The sequence below is a fragment of the Actinomadura roseirufa genome (assembly GCF_900659635.1).
Lineage (GTDB): Bacteria > Actinomycetota > Actinomycetes > Streptosporangiales > Streptosporangiaceae > Spirillospora > Spirillospora roseirufa.
The window spans coordinates 1-21,777 of sequence record NZ_CAACVB010000137.1; the positions used below are offsets into that span (position 1 = coordinate 1).

The window sequence follows — 21,777 nt, forward strand, 5'->3', positions numbered from 1 at the left end:
CGGCGACGCCGGAGACGGCGGGCGCGGGGACGGCGGGCGGGGCGGCGCGCGGCGCCAGGTAGGCGGCGGCGCAGATCGCGAAGCCGGCGAGCGCGAGCAGCCGGTCGGCGGCGTCCTGCGGCCGGTGCAGCAGGAGCAGGTCGCCGAGGCCGAGCGCGACTAGGGCGAGCAGCCGCGCGGGCCCCGAACGGCCTTCGAGGGCGCGCTCCATCCATCGCATCAGCACGCCTCGATCGTAGAAGCCCGTCCCGCGCCGGCGAGTCCTCCACTTGGAGGAGGCCGCTCCGCCGGGTGGCCGGGTCGTGGGCCGCCCGGGGGATGCCGCCCGCCGTGCCGCGCGACCAGGGTGGACGTGTCCGGCCCGCCGACGAGAGGACGCCGATGTGGGCACCAACCTTGGACGGCCCCGCTTCGACACGGTCCCGCCCCGTCCCGGGCCGAACCCGCGCCTCGGCGACGGGTCAGCCGGCGAGGGACGGCCCGGCGGCCGGTGGCCCGCCGGGAGGCGTGTAGGTGAGGCCGAGGATGGGACTGATCTCGCTGAGCATGAGCTCGAACAGCGGCTCGGCGTCGTCCAGTGCGAACTCCAGATGCCCGAACACCTCCAGGCTGACCCCGCCCTGCAGCCGCACCCAGCACTTCAGGAACTGCTGGATCACGCCGAGCGGCAGGCTCACGCCGAGGTCCTCGTCGCGGTACTTGCGCAGCTGGACGAGCAGGGCCGGGTCGATCTCCTCGTCCGGGGGCACGGGGAACGGCTTCTTCTGCCAGAGCTCCAGGAACAGCGCCAGGAACGTCCAGCCGAACTCGCGGGCGCATGCCTCGGCGAAGTCGGCGTCCTCCTGGCTGGACGTGCCGCGCACCGGGGCACCGAACAGCAGCGCGTACTCGCGGGGGTGCGCCAGCGCCCACCGGCGGAACTGGCGGGAGACCGCGAGGAACTTGCGGCTGAGGTCGGGGGGCTGCACCTCGTGGATGGCGTTGTGCAGCTCGGCGGTCAGCTCGGTGAACAGGTCCCCGACCACATGCCGCAGCAGTTCCCGATGGCTGTCGTAGTAGCGGTACAGCGCCGGGGCGGTCATGCCCATCTCCCGGGCGATGGCACGGAGCGTCACCGCCTCGGCGCCCTCCTCGACGAGGATGCGCCGGGCGGTCTCGGAGATCTCCTTGACCGTCGCGGCCCGCAGCCGATCCCGCCGTGTCCTCACGTCGCCGCGCTCTCCCTCCGCTGCCCCGCTCACGATCCTCCCGCCTTCCGTTCCCCGCCGTCCGGTCCCCGGCCGTCTCCGGCCGCCCCCGCATGATTCCTCAAGAAACACCGTTGACGAAAGTGAAGCCCTGATGCAAAGTTAACACCGTTCGCTCTAAACGCCGTTCACTGCCGTTAGCGCATATCACCTCATGGGGGATCGACCATGTTCGAACGATGGGGGCGTTGGGTGCACCGGCGCCGCCGCTGGGTACTCGCCGCGGCGGGCGCCGCGCTCGTCTTCGCCGCCGTCTGGGGGACGGGCGTCTTCGGCGCCCTGACCTCGTCCGGCGGCTTCAGCACGCCGGACAGCGAGAGCGCCACCGCGATGAAGATCGCCGAGCGCGACCTCGGCCGCAGCGAGGCCGACGTGGTGGTCCTCTACCAGGGCGCCGCGGGCCGGACCGTGGACGACCCGGCCTACCGGTCGGCCGTCGAGCGGGCGCTGGGCGCGCTGCCGGCCGACAAGATCGCCGCGACCTCGACGTACTGGACGACCCGCGCGCCGCAGTTCGTCAGCAAGGACCGCACCGCCACCTACGCGGTGCTGCGGCTCGCCGGCGCCGACGAGGGCGCCCGCGACGACTCCTACGACGCGATCAAGAAGGACCTGACCGAGGTCGGCGGCGGGCTGACCGCCAAGGTCGGCGGCCAGATCGGCACCAGCACCGCGATCAACGAGCGCGTGTCGTCCGACATCGGCCGGGCCGAGGGCTTCGCCATGCCGGTGCTGCTGGTCCTGCTCGTGCTGATCTTCGGCGGGCTGGTGGCGGCGAGCCTGCCGCTGGCGATCGGCGGCATGGCCATCCTCGGCTCGTTCACCGCGCTGCACCTGCTGACCTACGTCACCGATGTGTCGATCTTCGCGGTGAACATCACGACGTTCCTCGGCCTCGGCCTCGCGATCGACTACGGCCTGTTCGTGGTGAGCCGGTTCCGCGAGGAGATCTCCCGCGACCCCGGCGGCGGTACCGCGATCGAGGACGCGCTGGCCGCCACCATGGCCACCGCCGGGCGCACGGTCGCCGTCTCCGGCGTCACCGTCGCGGTGTCGCTGTCGGGCCTGCTGCTGTTCGACCAGAACTTCCTGATCTCCATGGGGTACGGCGGCATCGCGACCGTCTTCGTCTGCATGATCGGCGCGCTGACCGTGCTGCCCGCGCTGCTGGCCGTCCTCGGCCCGCGGGTGAACGCGCTGTCGGTCCGGCGCCGCCGCAAGCCCGCCACGACAGGGACCTCGGCCGCGGCCACCGGTGACACCGCGACCGCCGGTGACGCCGCGACCGCCGGGGCGGAGAGCGCCGGAACGGCCGACGGCTGGTGGGGCCGGCTGGCGCACAGCGTCATGCGACGTCCCGTGATCTACGCCGTCGTCACCGTGGCGCTGCTCGCCGCGCTCGGTACCCCGTTCCTGCGCATCAACTGGGGCGGCGTGGACGCCAAGGTGCTGCCCTCCGGGGCGGACGCCCGGGTCGTCGCCGAGACGCTGGAGACGCAGTTCCCGCGCAACGCCACCGCCCCGATCGAGGCCGTGGTGACGGGGACCTCCGACCGGGCCGCGGTGCAGGCGTACGGCCAGCGCCTGGCCGCCGTCCCCGGCGTGACCGGCAGCACCGTCACCGGCACCGAGGGCACTACGACCCGGATCTCGCTGCGCTACGACGCCGACCCGAACTCGTCCGCCGCCCGGCACCTGGTCGACCGCGTCCGGGACGTTCCGCCGCCGCCCGGCGCGACGACCCACGTGGGCGGTTCCACCGCCGACATCGTCGACCAGCTCGGCAGCCTCGCCGCGACGCTGCCCTGGCTCGCGCTGCTCGTCGGCGGCGCGACGTTCGTCCTGCTGTTCCTGGCGTTCGGCTCGGTGGTGCTGCCGCTGAAGGCGATCGTGATGAACCTGCTGTCGCTGTCGGCGACGTTCGGCGTGGTGGTGCTGATCTTCCAGGACGGCAACCTGTCCGGCCCGCTCGGCTTCACCGCCACCGGCGCCATCAGCCCGGCGATGCCGATCCTGATGCTCGCCATGCTGTTCGGGATCTCGATGGACTACGAGGTGTTCCTGCTGTCGCGGGTGCGCGAGCAGTACGACCTCACCGGCTCCAACACCCTCGCCGTCGCCACCGGCGTGCAGCGCACCGGCGGGATCATCACCAGCGCCGCGCTGCTGTTCATCGTGGTGATCGGGGCGTTCGCGACGTCCGGCATCGCGTTCATCAAGATGGTCGGCGTCGGGATGGCCGTGGCGATCGTCATCGACGCGACGGTCGTCCGGGCGCTGCTGGTGCCCGCGACGATGCGGCTGCTGGGCCGGGCGAACTGGTGGGCGCCCGGGCCGCTGCGCCGGATCTACAGCCGCTACGGGATCCGGGAGAGCGAGTCCGCCATCCCGCAGCGGCTCGAACCCGTGCCCTGACACTCCTGCGCGGGGGCCGGCCACCACCCGGCCCCCGCCTCACCGTCCAGCCCCCCGCAGGGCCGCCGTCCGGCCCGTGTCGCATCACCTGTGGGTGCACACGGTCCAGGCCCTGCGGGGGGTTTCCATGCGCGTATGGAACGGGCCAGACCAAGGGTCGCCCGGCCCACGGGCCATGGAACCGGCGGCCGACCGCCCACCGGACGCCCGATGCCGTCAGAGTGAACGCCAAGTAACGCAAAGTCCTTGTGATCTCCCCCGACCGGCGGGAGACTGAGCGCGTTCCCCCCGGCCGGACCGCGGCGTGACGCGCACCGCGGCGGCGACCGCCCGGCGGGCCCCTCCCCCACCGTTCACGGGACGTTCCTTGGAGGCAGCATGTCCGCGCAGGTGATGACCGACCCCGAGACGGCGCTCGGGCACCTGGAGCGCCTGACCGAGGTCCTGCGCTCGCGCGGCTGGACGGTCGAGGTCACCGCGCCCGCCGACCGCCGCCCCAGCGCCCTGGTCGCCAACCCCGAGATGCGCGCGCTGCAGGAGAACGTCATCGCCGCGCCGGAGCGCTCCGGCGGAGCCTGGGCCTACTTCTACAGCTGGGGCGAGCGGATCGCCCCGTGCGACGACCCGTCCGGCGCCGCGACCCTGCTCGGCCGCGTGCTCGCCGCCCGCCGGGACGGCTGATCGCCGTCCGGGGGCGGGCCCGCACGCCCGGCCCGCCCCCGGACGGATCGAACCCGCGGCGGCGCGGAGCGGAGGGCCCGCGCCGCCGCGGCCTCACCCCCACACCTAAGTGGGCCCACGCGCCCCCCCACCTGAACGAAGCGACGCCCTCGCACGCCCTTCGCGCCCGCCCCCGGCCCGCACCCCCGCAAGCCTCCAAGCCCGCCACGGCCCTGCCATGCCCCCGCGGAACCTCACACCCTCACGAGCCCTCACGCACCCCTTGCTCGCCCCTCACCCACCCCTCACAAGGCCCTAATAGGGCCCTAGCCCAAGCCAAGCCCCGCGCTCCCACCCGACCAGCCCGCCGAGCCTCCCGAAGCCCCCCACATCACCGCCCGAGCCTCACGAAACCTTCACGCGCCCTCGCAACCCCACACGGCCCGCACACAGTTCCACCCGCTCCCCGCAAGCAACCCCCGCCCAGGCCCTCACGCGAACGCCCCAAAGGACAATTGCGGAACCTCTCGCAGCACTCGCTGCCCCCAGGGAGTTCTCACGCGAGCCCCCGTACCTCCCGCACTCAACCGTTCACCGGGGCGCGGTGCTTACGAGCGCTGCGCGGTTTCACTTGTCTTCGCGTGCGGCCTTCACGATCTTGTGGGGCCCTCCTGGAGCGCCGGTGGGAAGGGTCAGGCGGATTTGCGGGTGCGGGGTTTGGGGGGTTCCTTCTTCTCGCTGGACTTGGGGGCCGCTTTCGTTCTGGTGGTCTTGCGGGAGGTGGACTTCCCGCTCGTGCCGCGGCTCTTCTTCGCGGCCTCCACGCTGGCGCGCAGGGCGCTCAGCAGGTCGGCGGCGGGCTCCTCGGCGGCCTCTTCCGCCGGGCGGGTGACCTCCCGGCCCTCCACCTTCGCGTCGATGACCTGCTGGAGCGCCTCGCGGTAGGCGTCCTTGTACTCCGCCGGGTCGAACTCCCCCTCCATCGACTCGATCAGCGAAGTGGCCATCGTGAGCTCCTGCTTGCGGACCTCGATGTCCTCCTCCAGGAAGGGGAAGCCCGGTGCGCGGACCTCGTCCGGCCACAGCATCGTCTCCAGGACGAACACGCCCGCGCGGACCCGCAGCGTCGCCAGTGACTCGCGCTGCCGCAACGCCACCTTCACGATGGCGACCTGCCCGGACTCCTCCAGCGCGTCGCGCAGCAGCACGTACGGCTTGGCGCCCTGGCCCTCGGGCTCCAGGTAGTACGACTTCGCGAAGTAGATGGGGTCGACCTCGTCCCGCTCCACGAACTGCAGGACGTCGATCCGGCGGCTGGACGACAGCGGCAGGTCGGCGAAGTCCTCGTCGGTGAGCACGACGATCTCGCCGCCCGGCAGTTCGTAGCCCTTGGCGATGTCGGAGTAGGGGACCTCCTCGCCGTCGATCGTGCACACCCGCTTGTACTTGATGCGCCCCCCGTCCTCGCGGTGCACCTGGTGGAAGGCGACGTCCCGCTGCTCGGTCGCCGAGTACAGCTTCACCGGTATGGTCACCAGCCCGAACGAGATCGCGCCCTTCCAGATACTGCGCATGATCCCTCCTTACCCAGCACGTTCCTCCCCTTAGCGTCGCAACCTCGTGCGATTTGCTCCACAACGAGCCCTTGATCCTTTTCTTGGGTGCGGGCAACGGGTAGGACGCCGTTATGACCATGCCATGGCCGGTTGAGCCGATGATGGCCGTCACCGGGGACCTCCCGGGCGATGGCGAGCGCTGGGGCCTGGAGCTGAAATGGGACGGCGTCCGCGTGCTGTCCCGGGTGTGCGGCGGCGGGGTCCGGGCGGCGGGCCGGCGCGGCGGCGACGTGGCGGGCCGCTACCCCGAGCTGTCCGGCCTGGCCGACCTTCTCCCCCACCACGACGTGCTGCTGGACGGCGAGGTCGTCGCGTTCGACCAGGGCAGGCCGAGCTTCGAGCGGCTCCAGCGGCGGATGCACGTGGGCCGTCCCGGCGCCCGGCTGATCCGCGAGGTGCCCGTCCGGTACGTGGTGTTCGACCTGCTGTCCCTGGACGGGCGGACCCTGCTGGACGAGCCGTACGCGAGCCGCCGCGCCCTGCTGACCGGGCTGGACCTCGCCGGGACCGGCCCCATCGAGGTGCCGCCCTACCTGCACGGCGGCGACTCCGCGCAGGTCAAGGAGCTGCTCGACTTCACCCAGGAGCAGCGGATGGAGGGGCTGCTCGCCAAGCGGCTGGACTCCCCCTACCGGCCCGGCCGGCGCGTCGACTACTGGCGCAAGGTCAAGAACTTCCAGACCCGCGAGATCGTCGTCTGCGGGTGGAAGCCCGGCCGGGGACGCCGCGAGGGCGGCGTCGGCTCGCTGCTGCTCGGCGAGTACGACCCGAAGGGCCGGCTGTGCTTCGTCGGCCACGTGGGCACCGGGTTCACCGACCGGGCCCTGGACGAGCTGTACGGGACCCTGTGGCCGCTGCGCCGTCCCACCAGCCCCTACGACGAGCCCGTCCCGCGCGAGTTCGCCCGCGACGCCCAGTGGGTCGAGCCGCGCCTCGTCGGGGAGATCGCCTACGCCGCGCGGACCCGGGACGGGCGGTTGCGCTTCCCGTCCTGGCGGGGGCTGCGCGACGACAAGGACCCGCTGGAGGTGACCAGTGACCAGTAGGACGGGCGGCGCTGGGACGGGCGGCGGCGAAAGGGTGAGCGTGGAGGTGGACGGCCGGGAGCTGAGCCTGTCCAACCTCGGCAAGGACCTCTACCCCGACTTCACCAAGGGCGAGGTCATCGACTACTACGCGCGGGTCGCGCCGGTCATGCTGCCCCATCTGAAGGACCGTCCCGCCACGCGGATCCGCTGGCCGGACGGTGTGTCCGGCGGGAAGTTCTTCGAGAAGAACGCCCCGGCCCACACGCCCGGCTGGGTCCGCACCGCCACCGTCCCGACCCCCGGCAGTTCGACGGGCCGCGACACACTCGACTTCGTCGTCGTCGACGACCTCGCCACGCTGGTGTGGTGCGCCAACCTCGCCGCGCTGGAACTGCACGTCCCGCAGTGGAGGATCGGGCCGCGCGGTGGGGTGCACGACCCCGATCTGGTGGTGTTCGACCTGGATCCGGGTCCGCCGGCGACGGTCGTGGAGGCGTGCGAGGTCGCCGGCCTGCTGCGCGACCTGCTCGCCGAGGACGGGCTGGAGTCCCATCCGAAGACCAGCGGCAAGAAGGGCCTGCACCTGTACGTCCCGATCGAGGAGTCGAGCCGGACGTCCCAGTACGCCAAGGCCGCGGCTCAGCGGCTGGCCGGTGAGCATCCCGGCCTGGTCGTCGCCAAGATGGACAAGCGGCTGCGCAAGGGCAAGGTCTTCGTCGACTGGAGCCAGAACAACCCGGCCAAGACCACCGTCGCCCCCTACTCTCTGCGCGCCGCGGACAGCCCGTCGGTGTCGACTCCCGTGTCCTGGGACGAGCTGGAGTCCTGCCGCGACGCCACCGACCTGGTGTTCACGCCCGCCGAGGCCCTCGACCGGATCGCCGACCACGGCGACCTCCTCGAACCGCTGCTCGGCGACCGGCGGCCCCTCCCCTCCTGACCGCCCTTCTCGCCGCTCGGGGCCCCTCCGGACGCGCTCCGACTGCCCTATGTGTTCGAATCCGCACGCTGAGGCACCGGATTCCGTCACCATGAAGCCAGGGGGACATGGCCCGGAAGGACGAACTGTGCGGAACAACCATCACTACAGCGCCGTGGTGCTGGGCGGGGGAACCGCGGGAGGGATGGTCGCGTCGGGGCTCGCCCGCGCCGGACGCGACGTCGCGCTCGTGGAGAGCCGCCTGGTCGGCGGCGAGTCCCCGTACTTCGCCTGCGTCCCCTCCAAGTCGCTGCTGCTGTCGGCCCGGCGCGGCGAGTCGTGGGAGCTGGCCCTCACCCGCCGCGACGGGCTGGCCGCGTACCGCGGCGACGACCGGGCCGTCGCCCGGCTCGCCGAGGACGGCGTCGCCGTGCTGCGCGGCCGCGGCCGGATCCTCGGCCCCGGCCGGATCGACGTCGACGGCGCCGAGATCGGCTTCGACGACCTCGTGCTGTGCACCGGCGGCGAACCCGTCGTGCCGCGCGTCGAGGGCCTGGCCGACGTGCCGTTCTGGACCAGTGACGAGGCGCTGTCGGTCCCCGACCTGCCGCGCAGGCTCGCCGTCCTCGGCGGCGGCCCGGTCGGCTGCGAGCTGGCCCAGGTGTACGCGGCGTTCGGGTCTCAGGTCGCGCTGGTGGAGGCGTCCGGGCGGCTGCTGACCGCCGAGGCGCCGTTCGCGGGCGAGGTGCTCGCCGAGTCGCTGCGCCGGCTGGGCGCCGACCTGCGGCTCGGCGCGGGCGTCGCGAGAGTGGAGCGCAAGGACGCCGGGGTGCGGCTGTGGCTGTCGGACGGCGGCGCCCTCGACGCCGACCGCGTCCTCATCGCCGCCGGGCGCCGCCCCCGGGTGACCGACCTCGGCCTGGAGACCCTCGGCATCGCCTCGGCGCCCGGCCACGGCGTGCCCGTGGACGAGACGTGCGGCGTCCCGTCGTCCACGGGCGGGGTCTGGGCGGCCGGCGACGTCACCGGCGTCGCCCGCACCGCCCACGCCGCCCGCTACCAGGCGCGGGTGGTGCTGTCCAACCTGCTGGGGCGGCGCCGGGAGGCCGACTACCGGGCGATTCCGCGCGTCGTGCACACCACGCCCAGCGTCTACTCGGTCGGCGTCTCCCCGGCGCAGGCGGCCGAACTCGGCATAGACCTCCTCACCGCCGGGTACGACCTCGCCGCGACGGCACGCGCGGCGGTCGAGGCCGATGATCGGGGGCGGGTGGAGCTGTACGCCGACCGGTCCCGCGGGCTGCTGATCGGCGCCGCCGCGGCCGGGTTCTACGCTGAGGAGTGGATGAGCGAGATCGCGCTGGCCATCCGCGCGGAGACGCCGCTGGGCCTGCTCACCGACGTCGTCCACGCGTTCCCCACCTACGGGGAGTCCCTGGAGATTCCGCTGCGGGAGCTGGCCGGGCGGCTGTGAGCGAGCCCGTGCGGGCGAGCCCTGAGGAGGACGCGCGATGAGCGAGACCGACGACCTGGACCGGCCGCGGCCCGAGGACGACCCGGTGCCGGACGACGCCCCCGAGGCCGACATCGCCGAGCAGCGCGCCACGCTCGGCGACGACGACGAACGGCGGGAGCGGCCCGCCCCGATGCCCTTCGACGCCGACGAGGCCGACGCCGCCGAGCAGCGCCGCGAGGTCCGGCTGGACGAGGACGACTACCGCTGACGGCCCACCGGGGTCGCGGAAGCGCGGAGCCCGAGGAAGCACCGGGCCCGAGGAAGCACGGAGCCCGAGGAAGCACGGGGGAACATCACCGTCCTGCGGACGCGGGGGCCGCCGCCGGAAATAGACTGACCTGCGTGAAGGAACGTCGGCGTGGCCACTGCGGTGACCCCGGAGGTTACTCACGCGTACGATGGTGGGATCAGTTCCCGCGGCGGGCGTCCCACTCCGCCGCGACGATCGGTGATCGGAGAGTGTGGTGACCGCGACCCCGGACGCCCGCCCCCGCGGCACGCGACTGCCTCGGCTGGCACGTCGCAGGCAGCTGCTCGGCGCGGCGCAGGAGGTGTTCGTCGCGCAGGGCTACCACGCCGCGGCGATGGACGAGATCGCCGAGCGCGCGGGCGTCAGCAAGCCCGTGCTCTACCAGCACTTCCCGGGCAAGCTGGAGCTGTACCTGGCCTTGCTGGACGAGCACGCCGAGGCGCTGGTGAAGACCGTCCGCGACGCGCTGGAGTCCACCACGGACAACAAGCTGCGCGTCCAGGCGAGCATGCAGGCGTTCTACGACTTCGTGGCCGGTGACGGCGAGGCGTACCGGCTGGTGTTCGAGTCCGACCTGCGGAACGTGGCGCCGGTCCGGGCCCGCGTCGACCGCGCCAACCAGCAGTGCGCCGAGATGATCGCCCAGGTGATCGCCGAGGACACCGGCGCCGCCAGCGACGAGGCGCATCTGCTCGGCATGGGCCTGGTGGGCATGGCCGAGGTCAGCGCCCGCTACTGGCTGTCCCAGCACCGGGCCATCCCCAAGGACACCGCCGAGAAGATCATCGCCCGGCTGGCCTGGCGCGGGATCTCCGGCTTCCCGCGCACCGGCTGAGCCGCCCCGCCCGCCCCGCGCCGCCTCCGGTTTCACTCGCGGCGAAGCGGCGGGACCGCGCATCCGGTGCCGCGCGTGCCACCATCGAGGTGTCCGCCGGTGGTCGGCGGGACGCGTGAGACGAAGGGGAGCATCACGTGCAGGTTCGCATCGGCGTGCAGTCCGTGCCCAAGGAGCTCGTGGTGGACACCGCGCAGTCCGCCGACGAGGTCCAGCGGGCGCTGGCCGAGGCCCTCGCCGCCGAGGGCGGCGTGTTCGTGCTCAAGGACCGCAAGGCCGGCCGGGTGGTCGTGCCCGCCGCCCGCGTCGGCTACCTGGAGATCTCCGAGGACGAGCAGCGCAACGTCGGCTTCGGCAGCCAGTACGCCTGACCCGGGCCGCCGGAGCGGCCCGCCGGGCCGCTCCGGCGCACCGCCCCCGCGGACCGCGCGACACGCCGTCCGCACCACCTTCCCGGTCTTTGACCTGCATTTTGTTTGATCCGTGCTGACGGGGCACATCGATCTCCGACCACGGGCCACCGGCCCACGGAAACGGAATGGATGATCGACATGCTCACGACGATCCTGTGGTTCATCGTCGTCGGTGCCGTGATCGGAGCCCTGGCACGGCTGCTCGTCCCGGGCCGCAACCCCATCGGCGTCCTGCTGACGGTCCTCGTCGGCGTCGCCGGCGCGATCCTCGGCGGCATCGTCGCGGACGCGCTCGGGGCCGGTTCGTTCGTCGCGCTGGTGTTCGCGGTGGTGATCGCCGCGCTCGGCGTGGCGGCCCTCACCTCCGCCCACGGGCGCGGCGGGGGCGGCCGGCGGCACGGCTGGCGCACCCGGCGGCGCTCCTACTGACGCACCGGCGCCACGCCCCGACCGGCGCCCCGACCCGCGGAAGCCCCCGTACCCCGCATGCGGGGGCTTCCGCATGTCCGGATGTGGCCGTCGCGGCGGGTCTCCGCGGACCCGCCGGGACGGCCCGCCCGGCACCGAATACGCCCTGGCGAGCGGCATGGGGAATAGACCAGAATAGGGAAACGTTGACCCCGGTGATCGGCTATTGGTGTAGAGAACTGACGGTCGGTACACTGCGTGGCGGAGTGTGACCGCACGCAGCCACAGTGAGTGACTGCTTTCAACCCCTGACTGCGGTCGCCGAGACATTGATTGACGGCTGGTCCCTCCCGCGCGAGCGCGCGGCCACAGGATGCGAGCGGCGGGCACGCCCGGAAGGCGGAGCCCGGCCGGCGGCCCCCTGTGTGCGGGCCGCCCACCCGTCGGCATCCGGCCGAACCGGGCTCCGGGCCGCGCCGCACCCGGGAGTGAGGACCCCGCACATTGGAGGCTGAAAGCCCTGACTACCTTTCGTGAACTCGGGGTCGTCCCCGAGATAGCCGATGCCCTGCAGGCCGAGGGCATCGTGGAAGCGTTCCCCATCCAGGAGCTCGCCCTGCCGATCGCGCTGGGCGGGCACGACATCATCGGGCAGGCCCGCACGGGCACCGGCAAGACGCTGGCGTTCGGCATCGCGCTGCTGCAGCGCATCCGGCACGGCGGCCGCGAGCCGCAGGCCCTCGTCGTCGCGCCGACCCGCGAGCTGGCCCTGCAGGTCACCGATGACCTCCTGGTCGCCGGCGGCAAGCTCGGCACCCGCGTGCTGTCGGTCTACGGCGGCCGCGCCTACGAGCCGCAGATCGAGGCGCTGCGCGAGGGCGTCGACGTCGTCGTCGGCACCCCGGGCCGCCTGCTCGACCTCGTCAAGCAGAAGCACCTGGACCTGTCCAAGGTCGGCGTGCTGGTGCTGGACGAGGCCGACCGCATGCTCGACCTCGGGTTCCTGCCCGACATCGAGCGGATCATCGACCGGATTCCGGCGCAGCGGCAGACGATGCTCTTCTCGGCGACGATGCCGGGCGAGATCGTGGCGCTGTCGCGCCGCTACCTGACCCGTCCCACCAACGTGCGGGCCGAGGCGCACGCGGAGTCCGACGCGACGCCGCAGGTCGTCCAGCACGTCTTCCAGGCCCACCAGATGGACAAGCCGGAGATGCTGGCCCGCCTGCTGCAGGCGGAGGGCCGCGGGCTCACCATGGTCTTCTGCCAGACCAAGCGGGCCTGCGACCGGGTCGCCGCCGATCTCGCGCAGCGCGGCTTCGACGCCGCCGCCGTGCACGGCGACCTCGGCCAGAGCCAGCGGGAGCGGGCGCTGCGCGCGTTCCGCAACGGCAAGATCGACGTCCTGGTGGCCACGGACGTGGCGGCCCGCGGGCTCGACGTCGACGACGTCACGCACGTCGTCAACTACGAGTGCCCCGACAGCGCGGAGACCTACGTGCACCGCATCGGCCGGACCGGCCGCGCGGGCAAGGAGGGCACCGCCGTCACGCTGGTCGACTGGTCCGACCTGACCCGCTGGAAGCTGATCAACGGCACGCTCGACCTGCCGTTCGCGGCGCCGGAGGAGACCTACTCCACCTCGCCGCACTTCTTCGCGGTCCTCGGCATCCCCGCGGGCACCAAGGGCAAGCTGCCCAAGGAGCAGCGCGGCGAGCGCGCCGGCCTCGACGCCGAGGCGCTGGAGGACATCGGCGAGACGGGCAAGACCCGCAGCCGTGACCACCGGGACCGCGACCACCGGGACCGGGACCGCCACGAGCGGGAGCGGCCCCGTCCGCGCCGCCGCAAGCGGACCCGTACCCGGGCCGGCCGGCCCGTCGAGGGCGCCGTGTCCGTCGACGGCGTCGCGGGCGAGACCGAGGCGGCGCCGGTGGCGGGCGATCCCGCCCCCGGCAACGTCGTGGACGCGGTCGCCACCGAGCGCAAGCGGAGCCGTACCCGGCGCCGTACCCGCGCGGGCAAGCCCGCCGCCGAGCGCGGCGGGACCGCCGAGGCGTCCCAGACCGCCTGATCCACCCGCAACCGCGAGATCACGGAGACGAACCCGTGATCTCGCGGTGGCACGCGTCCCCCACCAGGTGAGAGCGGGCGCGGGTCAGCGGCGTGGGCTCGGGGACGCGTCGCGCAGGCCCAGGGCGACGCCCGGATGATCGGTGATCAGCACGGCGACGCGCGGGTCGCCGAGGAAGCGGCGCATCAGCGGCTCGGCGTTCACCGTCCAGATCATGACGGGGAACCCGGCGCGGCCGCACTGCCGCAGTACCCCCACGCGGGCCAGCCGGTGGTTCAGCGCCACCATGTCGGCGCCCGCCTCGCGGATCAGCCGCAGCGGCGCGAGGTCGCGCGCGGCGCCGCGCTCCCACAGGCCGCGCCCCACCGACAGGGCCGTGCGCGCCTTCGGGAAGTTGCGCTTGATCTCCACCAGCGAGGTCACCTCGCGGGTCGTGACCACGAAGTTCTCCACGCCGAACGCCGCCACCGCGAGCTCGGCCGTCTCGTGCTCGCAGCCGCGCTCCTTGAGGTCCAGATGGCCCTGCGCGCCGCCATTGGCGATGATCTCCATGGCGTCCGCGACCAGCGGGACGGGACGCGGCGACAGCTCCTGGAGCCGCCGGTAGGTCAGCCGGTTCAGCGGCAGTCCGCCGATCGCCGGATCGTGGTGCACGACGAGGCGCCCGTCGCCGGTCCGCCGGATGTCGATCTCGACGTACTCGGCGCCGGAGTCGACGGCGTCCTTGAGGCCGGTCAGGCCCGCCTCGTCCCGGCGATGCGCGGAGACGGCCGGCTTGGCTTCCACGCTGTGGACGCTACCATCGCGCCTTCCGGAGCCGGTGCCCGAGGACGCCGATTTAGTATGGTGGCCCCCTGTGAGTACGCCCCGGTTCCTGACCCTGCCCCCCGGCGTTAGCCGGACGACCGTCGAGACCTCCCGCGGCCGCTTCGCCGCCCTGGAGGCGCTTCCGGGGTCGGGCGTCACCGAGCGCTGGCCGGCCCTCCTGGTCCCCGGGTACACCGGCAGCAAGGAGGACTTCCTCGCGGTCCTGCAGACGCTCGCCGCGTCCGGGCGCCGGGTCGTGGCGATCGACATGCGCGGGCAGTACGAGTCGGACGGGCCGGACGACCCGTCCGCCTATGCCCGCGCCGCGCTGGGCGAGGACGTCACCGCCCTGCTGGACGCCCTCGGCCCGGAGCCCGTTCACCTGGTCGGCCACTCCTTCGGCGGGCTGGTGACGCGTGAGGCCGTCCTCGACGGGCCGGTGCCGCCGGCCTCGTACACGCTGATGAGCTCGGGTCCGGCCGCGCTCACGGGCCAGGCCGCCGCCAAGGCGCGGGCCCTGCGCGACGCCGTTCCCGAGCTCGGTATGCCCACCATCTGGACGATCAGCCTGGAACCGGACTATGTCGGGCGGGGCGTCGCGGCGGACATCGTCGCGTTCCTCAAGGCCCGCACGCTGGGCAACTCCGAGGCCGGGTTGGTCTCCATGGCCCGTGAGCTGCTCGGCGCGCCCGACCGGGTCGACGAGCTCGTCAAGCACTGCGAGCAGACGGGGCTGCGCGTCCTCGTCCTGTACGGCGAGGACGACGACGTCTGGGACCCCCGCGCCCAGGCCGCCATGGCCGCGCGGCTCGACGCCGCCAAGGTCGTCATCCCCAGCGCCGCGCACTCCCCCGCGGTCGAGGCCCCGGAGACGACCGCCGGCGCCCTGACGCACTTCTGGAACCAGGCCGAGCGCGACCTCCGCTGATCCGCCGCTCAGCCCTCGGGGAGGGCCGACCACGGGTCCTTGCGGGGGGCGGCCTCCCGCCCTTCGGGGCAGTGGGCGGCGAAGTCGCACCAGGAGCAGAGGGCGCCGGGACGGGGCGGGAACACGTCGTCCAGGGCCGTGTCGCCGAGGGGCGGGGCGGCGGCGGGCGCGTCGCCCCGGCGGGGCTTCGGGACGCGGGCGCGGTAGGCGTCGTCGGCCTCGGACGCCTCCCCCGCGATCTGCTCGGCGCGGCGCAGGTGGCGCCGGAGCGACTCGTCGGTGTGCTCCCACGCCGCGACCTCCCCGGACGGGAGGTGGTGCAGCTCGACCCGCCGGCAGGGACGGCGCAGGACGCGCGACGCGGCCACCGCGTACAGGGCCAGGGCGAGGGATCCGCGCGCGTCGTCGGTGGTGAGGACGTGGCGTCCGGTCTTGTAGTCGACGACGACGAGCTCGGTGCCGCGGGCGTCCAGGCGGTCGATGCGGCCCGACAGGGCGATGCTGTCGGTGCGGGTCGCGACGGTGCGCTCGACGCCCAGCGGCTCGTCGGACGGGTCGAGGGACGCGACGTAGCGTTCGACCATCGCGCGGGCCCGGTCGCGCCAGTGCGCGGACTGGGCGGCGTCGCGGAAGCCGTCGGTGAGCCAGCCGCGGGCCAGCAGGGTCCCGGCGGCGGCGGGCGTGCGTTCGCGTTCGGGGAGCCGCCACCAGGCCGCCAGGGCGTTGTGGACGCTGGAGCCGACGCTGTTGTGCGCCCAGCGGGGCCCCCGCGACGGCATCGGACGGTCCAGGTAGGTCATCCGGTACCGGCGGGGGCAGTCCAGCCAGGTGTTCAGCCGCGACGGCGTGCACGCGTACAGCCGCCGGGGCATGCCCTCTAAGCCGAGCTGCTCGCCCGCGTCCACGTTCGGACTTCCCCGGCGGTCAGTCGTCGTTCTCCTGGGCGAGCGCGCCCCAGGTCTCCCAGCGCGCGTCCTCCTCGCCGACCGTGGTCTCCTCGCCCTGGGCGGGCAGGACCCGCAGCTCCTTCGGCAGGGGCGTCAGCAGCGCGCCGATGCTGTTGAGCTGCTTGCGCAGGTCGTCGTAGACCCCGCCGACCGAGCCGGGGCGGCCACGGTGCAGGGTGTCGCCCGCGAAGAGCACGCCGAGCTGCTCGCTGATCACGCACACGCTGCCGGGCGTGTGGCCCGGGGTGTGCACGATCTCCAGCTGGGCCTCGCCGATCTCGAAGACGCCGCCGTCCTCGAGCCAGATGTCGGGTTCGAGGGCGCGCAGCGCCTTGGCGTCGTCCTCGTCCTCCTCTTCCTTGGCGAGGCGGCCGAAGTAGTCGCGCCACAGCAGCCTGTCGGCGCGGTGCAGGGCGATCGGGGCCCAGTTCTCCTCGTCCTCCTCGCCCGCGGCGGCGACCTCGAGGACCACCTCGAGGTGGTGCTCGTTGCCGTCGGTGAGCAGGACGGCCATGACCTCGCGGTCACCGACCTCCTTGAGGATGGCCTCGGCGTCGTACGCCGGGTCGATCACGATGACCTCGTCGTCGTCGCCGACGATGTAGGTGTTGCTCTCGACGTCGTAGTCGGTGTCGTCCAGGGTGAGCTGACCCGACGTCACCACCTGTTCGATGCGCGCGTCCACGCCACGCACCCTACCGTGCTTTGCGGGGTCGGTCGGGGCGCGCGGCGATCACGCGGGGCGGGGTTCCGGTCGCGGCGGAGGCCAGCGCCTCGTAGGCGTCCGGAGCGGTCGTCTCGGCGCCGAGCCGGTCGCCGGTCGGCGCGCCGTGGTCGTCGCTGGAGCCGGTCGCGGCGAGCCCCAGAGACGCCGCCAGTCCCCGCAGCCGGGCCCGGTCGTCCGGCGCGTGGTCGGGATGGTCGACCTCGACGCCGGCCAGGCCCGCGGCGGCGAGCCGCTCGACGACCTCGTCGGGGAAGACGTAGCCGCGGCGCCGGGCCCGCGGGTGGGCGAGCACGCAGACGCCGCCCGCGGCGCGGACCAGCGTGATCGCCCGCGCCGGGTCCAGCGCGTACCGCTCGGCGTAGGCGCGGCCGCCCTGGGCGATCCAGTCCGGGGTGAACGCCTCGTCGGCGGTGCGGACGGCGCCCGCGTCCACCATGGCGCGGGCGATGTGCGGGCGGCCGACCGCCTCGCCGCGCGCGAGCGCCCGGACGGCGGACCAGGTGACGCCCACGCCCAGCTCCTGGAGACGGTCGACCATCGTCTGCGCGCGGACCACCCGGTCGTCGCGGATGCGGGCCAGCTCCGCCGCGAGGACGGGCTCGGCGGGGTCGAACAAATAGCCCAGCATGTGCAGGCTGCGGCCCTCCTGCTGGCAGGACAGCTCGATGCCGGGGACGAGGGTCAGTCCCTCCGGCAGGGCCTCGGCCGCCGCGTCCCAGCCGCCGACGGTGTCGTGGTCGGTGAGGGCGAGGACGTCCACCCCGTTCGCGCGGGCGCGCCGGACGACCTCGGCGGGCGGGCGGGTGCCGTCGGACACGTCGCTGTGGCTGTGCAGATCGATCCGCATGGCCCCTTCATACCAAGCCCTCTCCCGGCGGCACGGGCAGGACGGGCCGTGGGCCTACTCGTCCAGTCGCGGGCTGTGGGCGCCGTAGGGGAGGTCGAGGTCCATTCCGGGCTCGCGCAGGTCGAGGAGCTTGCGGGTCTCCAGCATGAGGACCCCGGACTCGGCGGGCCACAGCACCGCCCACAGCCAGTTGCCCATCGCCTCGCCCACGTAGACGGCGCGGTCGGGGCGGGCGCCGACCGCCCACATCGGCACCGAGTGGCCGCAGGTCGCGGCCGGGCCGCTGACGTCCAGCTTCACGTGCGGCGGGCTGCCTTCGCACACCTCGCCGGGGTCGCCGCCGTCCAGGCCCGCGTAGTGGGCGCCGAGCCCGATCCCGGGTTCCTCGGCGATCAGCACCATGTCGGCCGGGCCGCGCAGCAGGCCGGGACCGGAGGCCGCGACGGCGACGGCGCGCGCGCCGCTGCGCTCGTCCCCCACGGTGGCGAAGCCGGTGACGAGCCAGCCCAGCGGAAGCGGCCAGGGCGTCCACACCGGGACGCGGGCGTCCAGCAGGACGGCCGCGAGGCCGTCCGGACCGGGCCGCTTGGACGGCTGCCGCGGCAGGACGGCGCCGTGCACGCCGCAGCCCCAGTCGCTCGACCAGAGGCTCGGCGCACGAAGAGGGCCCGCGCAGCGCGGGCAGGTGGGCTCCGCCCTCACGGTTACCCACCCTGCGCGGCGTGGCACCGCCCCGTCAAGTTCCCCGAGGTAGCCGCCTGGGAAAGGGGCGACAAAATGGGGTCATGCGTGTGCGCTGCGTCGGCGGGATCGTGCGGGACGGGAGCGGGCGGCTGCTCATGGTGAAGCGCGGGAGGCCGCCCGGCGCCGGGCTGTGGTCGATCCCCGGCGGCCGGGTGGAGCCCGGCGAGGGCGACGCCGCGGCGGTCGCCCGGGAGCTGGCGGAGGAGACCGGCCTGGAGGTCGCCGTCGGGCGGCTCGTGGGCTCGGTGGACCGGCCCGGCCCGGACGGCGTCACCTACGAGATCCACGACTACGCCGCGACCGTGACGGGCGGTGAGCTGCGGGCCGGGGACGACGCGTCCGACGTCCGCTGGGTCTCGCCCGCCGGGCTGCGGGCGCTCCCGGTCACCTCCGGGCTGCTCGACGCCCTCGGTTCGTGGGGAGTCCTATGAGACGAGCTCCGGGCCGGCCGCCTGCCCCTTGACGGGCGGTACCGGCGTTCCGGAGGCCCCGGCCTCGGGCGTCCCCACGGGGGCGTCGGGGCCGGGGTCGTCCACGGGCGCCGCGGGCGTGACGGTCTGGATCCGCTTGCGCCGGACGAACCAGAGCACCGCCGCCGCGTACAGCGCCATCGGGATGATGTCCGCCACGACGTACTGCCAGGGGACGCCGCCCTGCTCGATGTCGAGCTTCCCGACCGCGGCGGGGGCGAGGAACGCCATCAGGTTGTTGAAGACGTGCATGGCGATGCCCGCCTCCAGCCCGCCGCTGCGGACGGCGAGCCACGCGGACAGGGCCCCGAAGAAGAAGATGTCGACGATCCCCCAGCCGGTGTAGCCGTGGCCAGCGGTGAACAGGGCCGACCCCAGGACGATCCCGGGCCAGGGTGTGCGCAGGACGACGCTGAAGGCGCGCGCGACCCGTCCCCTGGCGGTCTCCAGCGTGCAGGAGCCCACCGCCTGCAGCAGCCAGCCGCGGAAGACGTACTCCTCGGCCGCCGACTGGAACGGCACCAGCAGGATGATGACGAGGGCGGGGGCGAGGAAGCGGCCCCAGCCGACCCAGTGGTCGTCGCCGCCCGAGTCGTCGTGCACGAAGGCGGCCGCCACCAGCGACGACCCGTACGACACGGCGCAGAAGGCCAGGGCGAGGCCGCAGCAGATCAGCAGCCAGCGCCAGCGCAGCCGGCCCGCGACCGACGACAGCGTGCCCGGCCGCCGGCGCTGGACCCCCCACGCGCCGAGCAGCGCGACCGGCAGGAACACCCCGAGGGAGGCCAGCTCGAACGCCAGGTCGGCGGTGTCGTCGCCGAAGAGCGAGTCCGACTCCGGGCCGGCGTTGTCGGGCAGGTCGCCGGTCACCGCGATCCGGACGATCAGCCCGAGGATCATCATCGCGATCGCCAGCGCGAACCCGGCTCCGGCGACGGCCAGCGTCCCGACCAGGGGCCGCCACCAGCGGTGCGCCGCCGTCCGCGCCATGCGGTGGAACGGCGTGCCCGGCGGCGTCGGCACCACCCAGGGCGCCTTCACGGGCCCCGGCCCGGCCTCACCGAACGGCACCGGATACGGCTGGTAGGGCTGCGGAGGCCCGTCATAGTGGGGCGCGCCGGGTTGGGGTGGGGCGTACTGGCCCGTCCAGGAGGGGTCGGCGCCGTACGGGGCGGGCGGCCGCTGCGGTGCGCCGTACACGCCCTGGTAGGGCGGCGGGCCCGGGTCCTGCTCCGGCCAGGACCAGCCCTGGGCGGGGGCACGCGGGCCGGGCGGCGCCGGAGGTTCGGGGGGCCGCCCGGCGGGCGCGCCCGGCGAGTCGGGCGGTGAGTCGGCCGGTGATCCGGTCGGCAGGTCGGGATCGAGCGGGGCCCATCCGTCCACGCCCCCGGGTTCCGACACGTATGACCCCTCCCACCGGCTTCGGTCCGTGGGACGAATCGTACGTGGGGTCAGCCCCCGGACGCGTCGAAGGACTCGGTGCGCGTCATCCCGGCGGCGCGTCCCTTGGCCGCGACGACGAGGGCCATCTTGCGGGACGCCTCGTCGATCATCTCGTCGCCGAGCCGCGCGGCACCGCGCCCCTCGACGGTGACGTGGTGCTCGTAGGCGTCCAGGATCAGCTCGGCGCGGTCGTAGTCGTCCTGCGCCGGTGAGAACACCGCGTTGCCCGCCTCGATCTGCGCGGGGTGCAGCACCCACTTGCCGTCGAAGCCGAGCGCCGCCGCCCGCCGCGCGACCCGGGTGAAGGCGTCCACGTCGCGGATGTTGAAGTAGGGCCCGTCGATGGCCTGGAGACCGTGGGCGCGGGCGGCCACCAGGATCCGCATGAGGATGTGGTGGTAGGCGTCGCCCTCGGTGTAGCCGGGCGGCTGCTCCCCCACCGTCAGCGTCTTCATGTTGAGCGAGGCCATCAGGTCGCCGGGGCCGAGGACGAGCGACTCCAGCCGGGGTGAGGACGCGGCGATCGCGTCCACGTTCATCAGGCCCTGGGCGTCCTCGATCTGCGCCTCGATGCCGATCCGGCCGACCTCGAGACCCGTCCCCCGCTCGATCTGGGTGAGCAGCCGGTCCAGCCACTGGACGTGGGAGGCGTCGGACGCCTTCGGCAACATGATCGCGTCGAGGTTCGCGCCGGCGGCCTCGACGACCTCGATGACGTCCCGGTACGCCCAGTGCGTGTCCAGGTCGTTGATCCGCACCACCCGGACCCTCTCGCCCCAGCCGCCCTCGTTGAGGGCCGCGGCGACGTTCGCCCGCGCGGTCTCCTTCACCGCCGGCGCGACCGCGTCCTCCAGGTCCAAAAAGATCTCGTCGGCGGGCAGGTCGCGGGCCTTTTCGATGAAACGGGGGTTACTGCCCGGCACGGCGAGGGTGGTACGTCGAGAACGCATGCGCCGGATGGTATCCAGCGGTATGAGACGCTGCTTCACATGGGTGACCTCAACGCGGCTCTGGTGGAGGAGGCGGCCAAGAAGTCCGGGCTGCTGTGGCTGGACCTTCCCGGCCTGCCGCAGCCCAGGGCCGCCTGGCACATATGGCACGACGGGTCGGCCTACGTGCTGACCGGCGGGGACGGGGAACAGCCGCTCCCCGGGCTGCCGGAGGCCGACCGGGTCACGGTGATCCTGCGCAGCAAGGACAAGGGCGGCCGGCTCCTGGCGTTCACCGCGGCCTGCGCGCACGTCGAGCCGGGCACGGAGCTGTGGGACGAGGTCGCGCCGATGCTCGCCAAGGACCGCCTCAACGCGCCCACGCACGAAGGCCAGGTGGACCGGTGGGCCGCCGATTCCTACATCGTGCGCCTCACGCCGACGGGAGAGCTGACCGAGGCGCCCGGCGGGCACTCGGGCGACTACGCCGCCGTCCGGCCGGTGCCCACGCCCGCGACGACCGCGGGCCCGCCGCCCCGGCTGCTCGGCCGCAA

23 protein-coding genes are annotated in these 21,777 nt (G+C 73.8%); 13 read left to right on the forward strand and 10 right to left on the reverse strand.

Going from position 1 to position 21,777, the window contains the following annotated elements:
- Both E1291_RS25495 and E1291_RS25500 read right to left on the reverse strand, forming a co-directional pair.
- Nucleotides 1–226, reverse strand: a 226-nt coding sequence (locus tag E1291_RS25495) for a hypothetical protein (RefSeq protein ID WP_207400933.1), incomplete at its 3' end; no start/stop codon positions are given.
- A 235-nt stretch (nt 227–461) separates the two neighbouring features.
- The gene (locus E1291_RS25500) at nt 462–1,208 is read right to left on the reverse strand and encodes a TetR/AcrR family transcriptional regulator (RefSeq protein WP_131740516.1); all 747 of its coding nucleotides are present in this window, start codon (nt 1,206–1,208) and stop codon (nt 462–464) included.
- A gap of 207 nt (nt 1,209–1,415) precedes the next feature.
- Between E1291_RS25500 and E1291_RS25505 the strand changes: the two genes are divergently transcribed.
- Both E1291_RS25505 and E1291_RS25510 read left to right on the forward strand, forming a co-directional pair.
- The gene (locus tag E1291_RS25505) at nt 1,416–3,662 is read left to right on the forward strand and encodes an MMPL family transporter (protein WP_131740517.1); all 2,247 of its coding nucleotides are present in this window, start codon (nt 1,416–1,418) and stop codon (nt 3,660–3,662) included.
- A 378-nt stretch (nt 3,663–4,040) separates the two neighbouring features.
- Nucleotides 4,041–4,343: a hypothetical protein gene (locus E1291_RS25510; RefSeq protein WP_131740518.1), complete on the forward strand. Its 303-nt coding sequence runs from the start codon at nt 4,041–4,043 to the stop codon at nt 4,341–4,343.
- 671 nt (nt 4,344–5,014) lie between these two features.
- Here the strand turns inward: E1291_RS25510 and ku are convergent.
- The gene (gene ku, locus E1291_RS25515; protein ID WP_131740519.1) at nt 5,015–5,896 is read right to left on the reverse strand and encodes a non-homologous end joining protein Ku; all 882 of its coding nucleotides are present in this window, start codon (nt 5,894–5,896) and stop codon (nt 5,015–5,017) included.
- 113 nt (nt 5,897–6,009) lie between these two features.
- Here ku and ligD (E1291_RS25520) point away from each other — a divergent pair, with 113 nt between their 5' ends.
- The 8 genes from ligD (E1291_RS25520) (at nt 6,010) to E1291_RS25555 (ending at nt 13,381) form a co-directional block, all read left to right on the forward strand.
- Complete coding sequence (ligD, locus tag E1291_RS25520; RefSeq protein ID WP_131740520.1) at nt 6,010–6,984, forward strand: non-homologous end-joining DNA ligase; 975 nt, start codon at nt 6,010–6,012, stop codon at nt 6,982–6,984.
- Nucleotides 6,974–7,906, forward strand: coding sequence for a non-homologous end-joining DNA ligase (ligD, locus tag E1291_RS25525; RefSeq protein ID WP_242614361.1), 933 nt, complete (start codon nt 6,974–6,976; stop codon nt 7,904–7,906). Before ligD (E1291_RS25520) ends, ligD (E1291_RS25525) begins: the two co-directional genes overlap by 11 nt.
- Before the next feature lie 127 nt (nt 7,907–8,033).
- On the forward strand, nt 8,034–9,359 hold the full coding sequence (locus E1291_RS25530) for a dihydrolipoyl dehydrogenase family protein (RefSeq protein ID WP_242614362.1): 1,326 nt from the start codon (nt 8,034–8,036) through the stop codon (nt 9,357–9,359).
- 37 nt (nt 9,360–9,396) lie between these two features.
- Entirely contained in the window at nt 9,397–9,609 is a 213-nt protein-coding gene (locus tag E1291_RS25535) for an Rv3202a family protein (RefSeq protein ID WP_131740521.1), read from the forward strand.
- A 256-nt stretch (nt 9,610–9,865) separates the two neighbouring features.
- Complete coding sequence (locus E1291_RS25540; protein ID WP_131740522.1) at nt 9,866–10,486, forward strand: TetR/AcrR family transcriptional regulator; 621 nt, start codon at nt 9,866–9,868, stop codon at nt 10,484–10,486.
- Between the two features lie 137 nt (nt 10,487–10,623).
- Nucleotides 10,624–10,857: a DUF3107 domain-containing protein gene (locus E1291_RS25545; RefSeq protein ID WP_131740523.1), complete on the forward strand. Its 234-nt coding sequence runs from the start codon at nt 10,624–10,626 to the stop codon at nt 10,855–10,857.
- 180 nt (nt 10,858–11,037) lie between these two features.
- Nucleotides 11,038–11,328 carry a GlsB/YeaQ/YmgE family stress response membrane protein gene (locus E1291_RS25550; RefSeq protein WP_131740524.1) on the forward strand — a complete coding sequence of 97 codons (291 nt, stop codon included), beginning with the start codon at nt 11,038–11,040 and terminating at the stop codon, nt 11,326–11,328.
- A gap of 565 nt (nt 11,329–11,893) precedes the next feature.
- The gene (locus tag E1291_RS25555) at nt 11,894–13,381 is read left to right on the forward strand and encodes a DEAD/DEAH box helicase (RefSeq protein WP_242614363.1); all 1,488 of its coding nucleotides are present in this window, start codon (nt 11,894–11,896) and stop codon (nt 13,379–13,381) included.
- 84 nt (nt 13,382–13,465) lie between these two features.
- On the opposite strand, the gene E1291_RS25560 is transcribed toward E1291_RS25555, so the two are convergent.
- Complete coding sequence (locus tag E1291_RS25560) at nt 13,466–14,167, reverse strand: glycerophosphodiester phosphodiesterase (protein ID WP_131740526.1); 702 nt, start codon at nt 14,165–14,167, stop codon at nt 13,466–13,468.
- A 70-nt stretch (nt 14,168–14,237) separates the two neighbouring features.
- Here E1291_RS25560 and E1291_RS25565 point away from each other — a divergent pair, with 70 nt between their 5' ends.
- A complete protein-coding gene (locus tag E1291_RS25565) occupies nt 14,238–15,116 on the forward strand; it encodes an alpha/beta fold hydrolase (protein WP_131740527.1) in 879 nt (292 codons plus the stop codon).
- A gap of 8 nt (nt 15,117–15,124) precedes the next feature.
- Here E1291_RS25565 and E1291_RS25570 read toward each other — a convergent pair whose 3' ends face one another.
- Genes E1291_RS25570 through E1291_RS25585 form a run of 4 tightly spaced genes read right to left on the reverse strand, consistent with a single transcriptional unit; the run spans nt 15,125 to nt 18,339 of the window.
- Entirely contained in the window at nt 15,125–16,021 is an 897-nt protein-coding gene (locus E1291_RS25570; protein ID WP_306434482.1) for a RecB family exonuclease, read from the reverse strand.
- A gap of 19 nt (nt 16,022–16,040) precedes the next feature.
- Nucleotides 16,041–16,748, reverse strand: coding sequence for an MBL fold metallo-hydrolase (locus E1291_RS25575; protein ID WP_131740528.1), 708 nt, complete (start codon nt 16,746–16,748; stop codon nt 16,041–16,043).
- Nucleotides 16,749–16,758: 10 nt separating this feature from the next.
- Nucleotides 16,759–17,637, reverse strand: a complete 879-nt coding sequence (locus E1291_RS25580) for a PHP domain-containing protein (RefSeq protein WP_131740529.1) — start codon at nt 17,635–17,637, stop codon at nt 16,759–16,761.
- Between the two features lie 54 nt (nt 17,638–17,691).
- The gene (locus E1291_RS25585) at nt 17,692–18,339 is read right to left on the reverse strand and encodes a DUF6758 family protein (RefSeq protein ID WP_131740530.1); all 648 of its coding nucleotides are present in this window, start codon (nt 18,337–18,339) and stop codon (nt 17,692–17,694) included.
- 83 nt (nt 18,340–18,422) lie between these two features.
- On the opposite strand from E1291_RS25585, the gene E1291_RS25590 reads away from it, so the two are divergent.
- Nucleotides 18,423–18,812 carry an NUDIX hydrolase gene (locus E1291_RS25590; RefSeq protein WP_131740531.1) on the forward strand — a complete coding sequence of 130 codons (390 nt, stop codon included), beginning with the start codon at nt 18,423–18,425 and terminating at the stop codon, nt 18,810–18,812.
- On the opposite strand, the gene E1291_RS25595 is transcribed toward E1291_RS25590, so the two are convergent.
- Nucleotides 18,807–20,252 carry a CPBP family intramembrane glutamic endopeptidase gene (locus tag E1291_RS25595; protein WP_131740532.1) on the reverse strand — a complete coding sequence of 482 codons (1,446 nt, stop codon included), beginning with the start codon at nt 20,250–20,252 and terminating at the stop codon, nt 18,807–18,809. The two genes, E1291_RS25590 and E1291_RS25595, sit on opposite strands and share 6 nt — an antisense overlap.
- 50 nt (nt 20,253–20,302) lie before the next feature.
- Nucleotides 20,303–21,244, reverse strand: coding sequence for an HpcH/HpaI aldolase/citrate lyase family protein (locus tag E1291_RS25600; protein WP_131740533.1), 942 nt, complete (start codon nt 21,242–21,244; stop codon nt 20,303–20,305).
- A 39-nt stretch (nt 21,245–21,283) separates the two neighbouring features.
- Between E1291_RS25600 and E1291_RS25605 the strand changes: the two genes are divergently transcribed.
- On the forward strand, nt 21,284–21,777 hold a 494-nt coding region (locus tag E1291_RS25605), incomplete at its 3' end, for a hypothetical protein (protein ID WP_131740534.1).

Excerpts from the sequence above, each read along its gene's own strand:
- E1291_RS25505 (WP_131740517.1), top strand. The coding sequence starts at position 1,416 with ATGTTCGAACGATGGGGGCGTTGGGTGCACCGGCGCCGCCGCTGGGTA.
- E1291_RS25510 (WP_131740518.1), top strand. The coding sequence starts at position 4,041 with ATGTCCGCGCAGGTGATGACCGACCCCGAGACGGCGCTCGGGCACCTG.
- ku (WP_131740519.1), bottom strand. The coding sequence starts at position 5,896 with ATGCGCAGTATCTGGAAGGGCGCGATCTCGTTCGGGCTGGTGACCATA.
- ligD (WP_131740520.1), top strand. The coding sequence starts at position 6,010 with ATGACCATGCCATGGCCGGTTGAGCCGATGATGGCCGTCACCGGGGAC.
- E1291_RS25535 (WP_131740521.1), top strand. The coding sequence starts at position 9,397 with ATGAGCGAGACCGACGACCTGGACCGGCCGCGGCCCGAGGACGACCCG.
- E1291_RS25550 (WP_131740524.1), top strand. The coding sequence starts at position 11,038 with ATGCTCACGACGATCCTGTGGTTCATCGTCGTCGGTGCCGTGATCGGA.
- E1291_RS25580 (WP_131740529.1), bottom strand. The coding sequence starts at position 17,637 with ATGCGGATCGATCTGCACAGCCACAGCGACGTGTCCGACGGCACCCGC.
- E1291_RS25590 (WP_131740531.1), top strand. The coding sequence starts at position 18,423 with ATGCGTGTGCGCTGCGTCGGCGGGATCGTGCGGGACGGGAGCGGGCGG.
- E1291_RS25600 (WP_131740533.1), bottom strand. The coding sequence starts at position 21,244 with ATGCGTTCTCGACGTACCACCCTCGCCGTGCCGGGCAGTAACCCCCGT.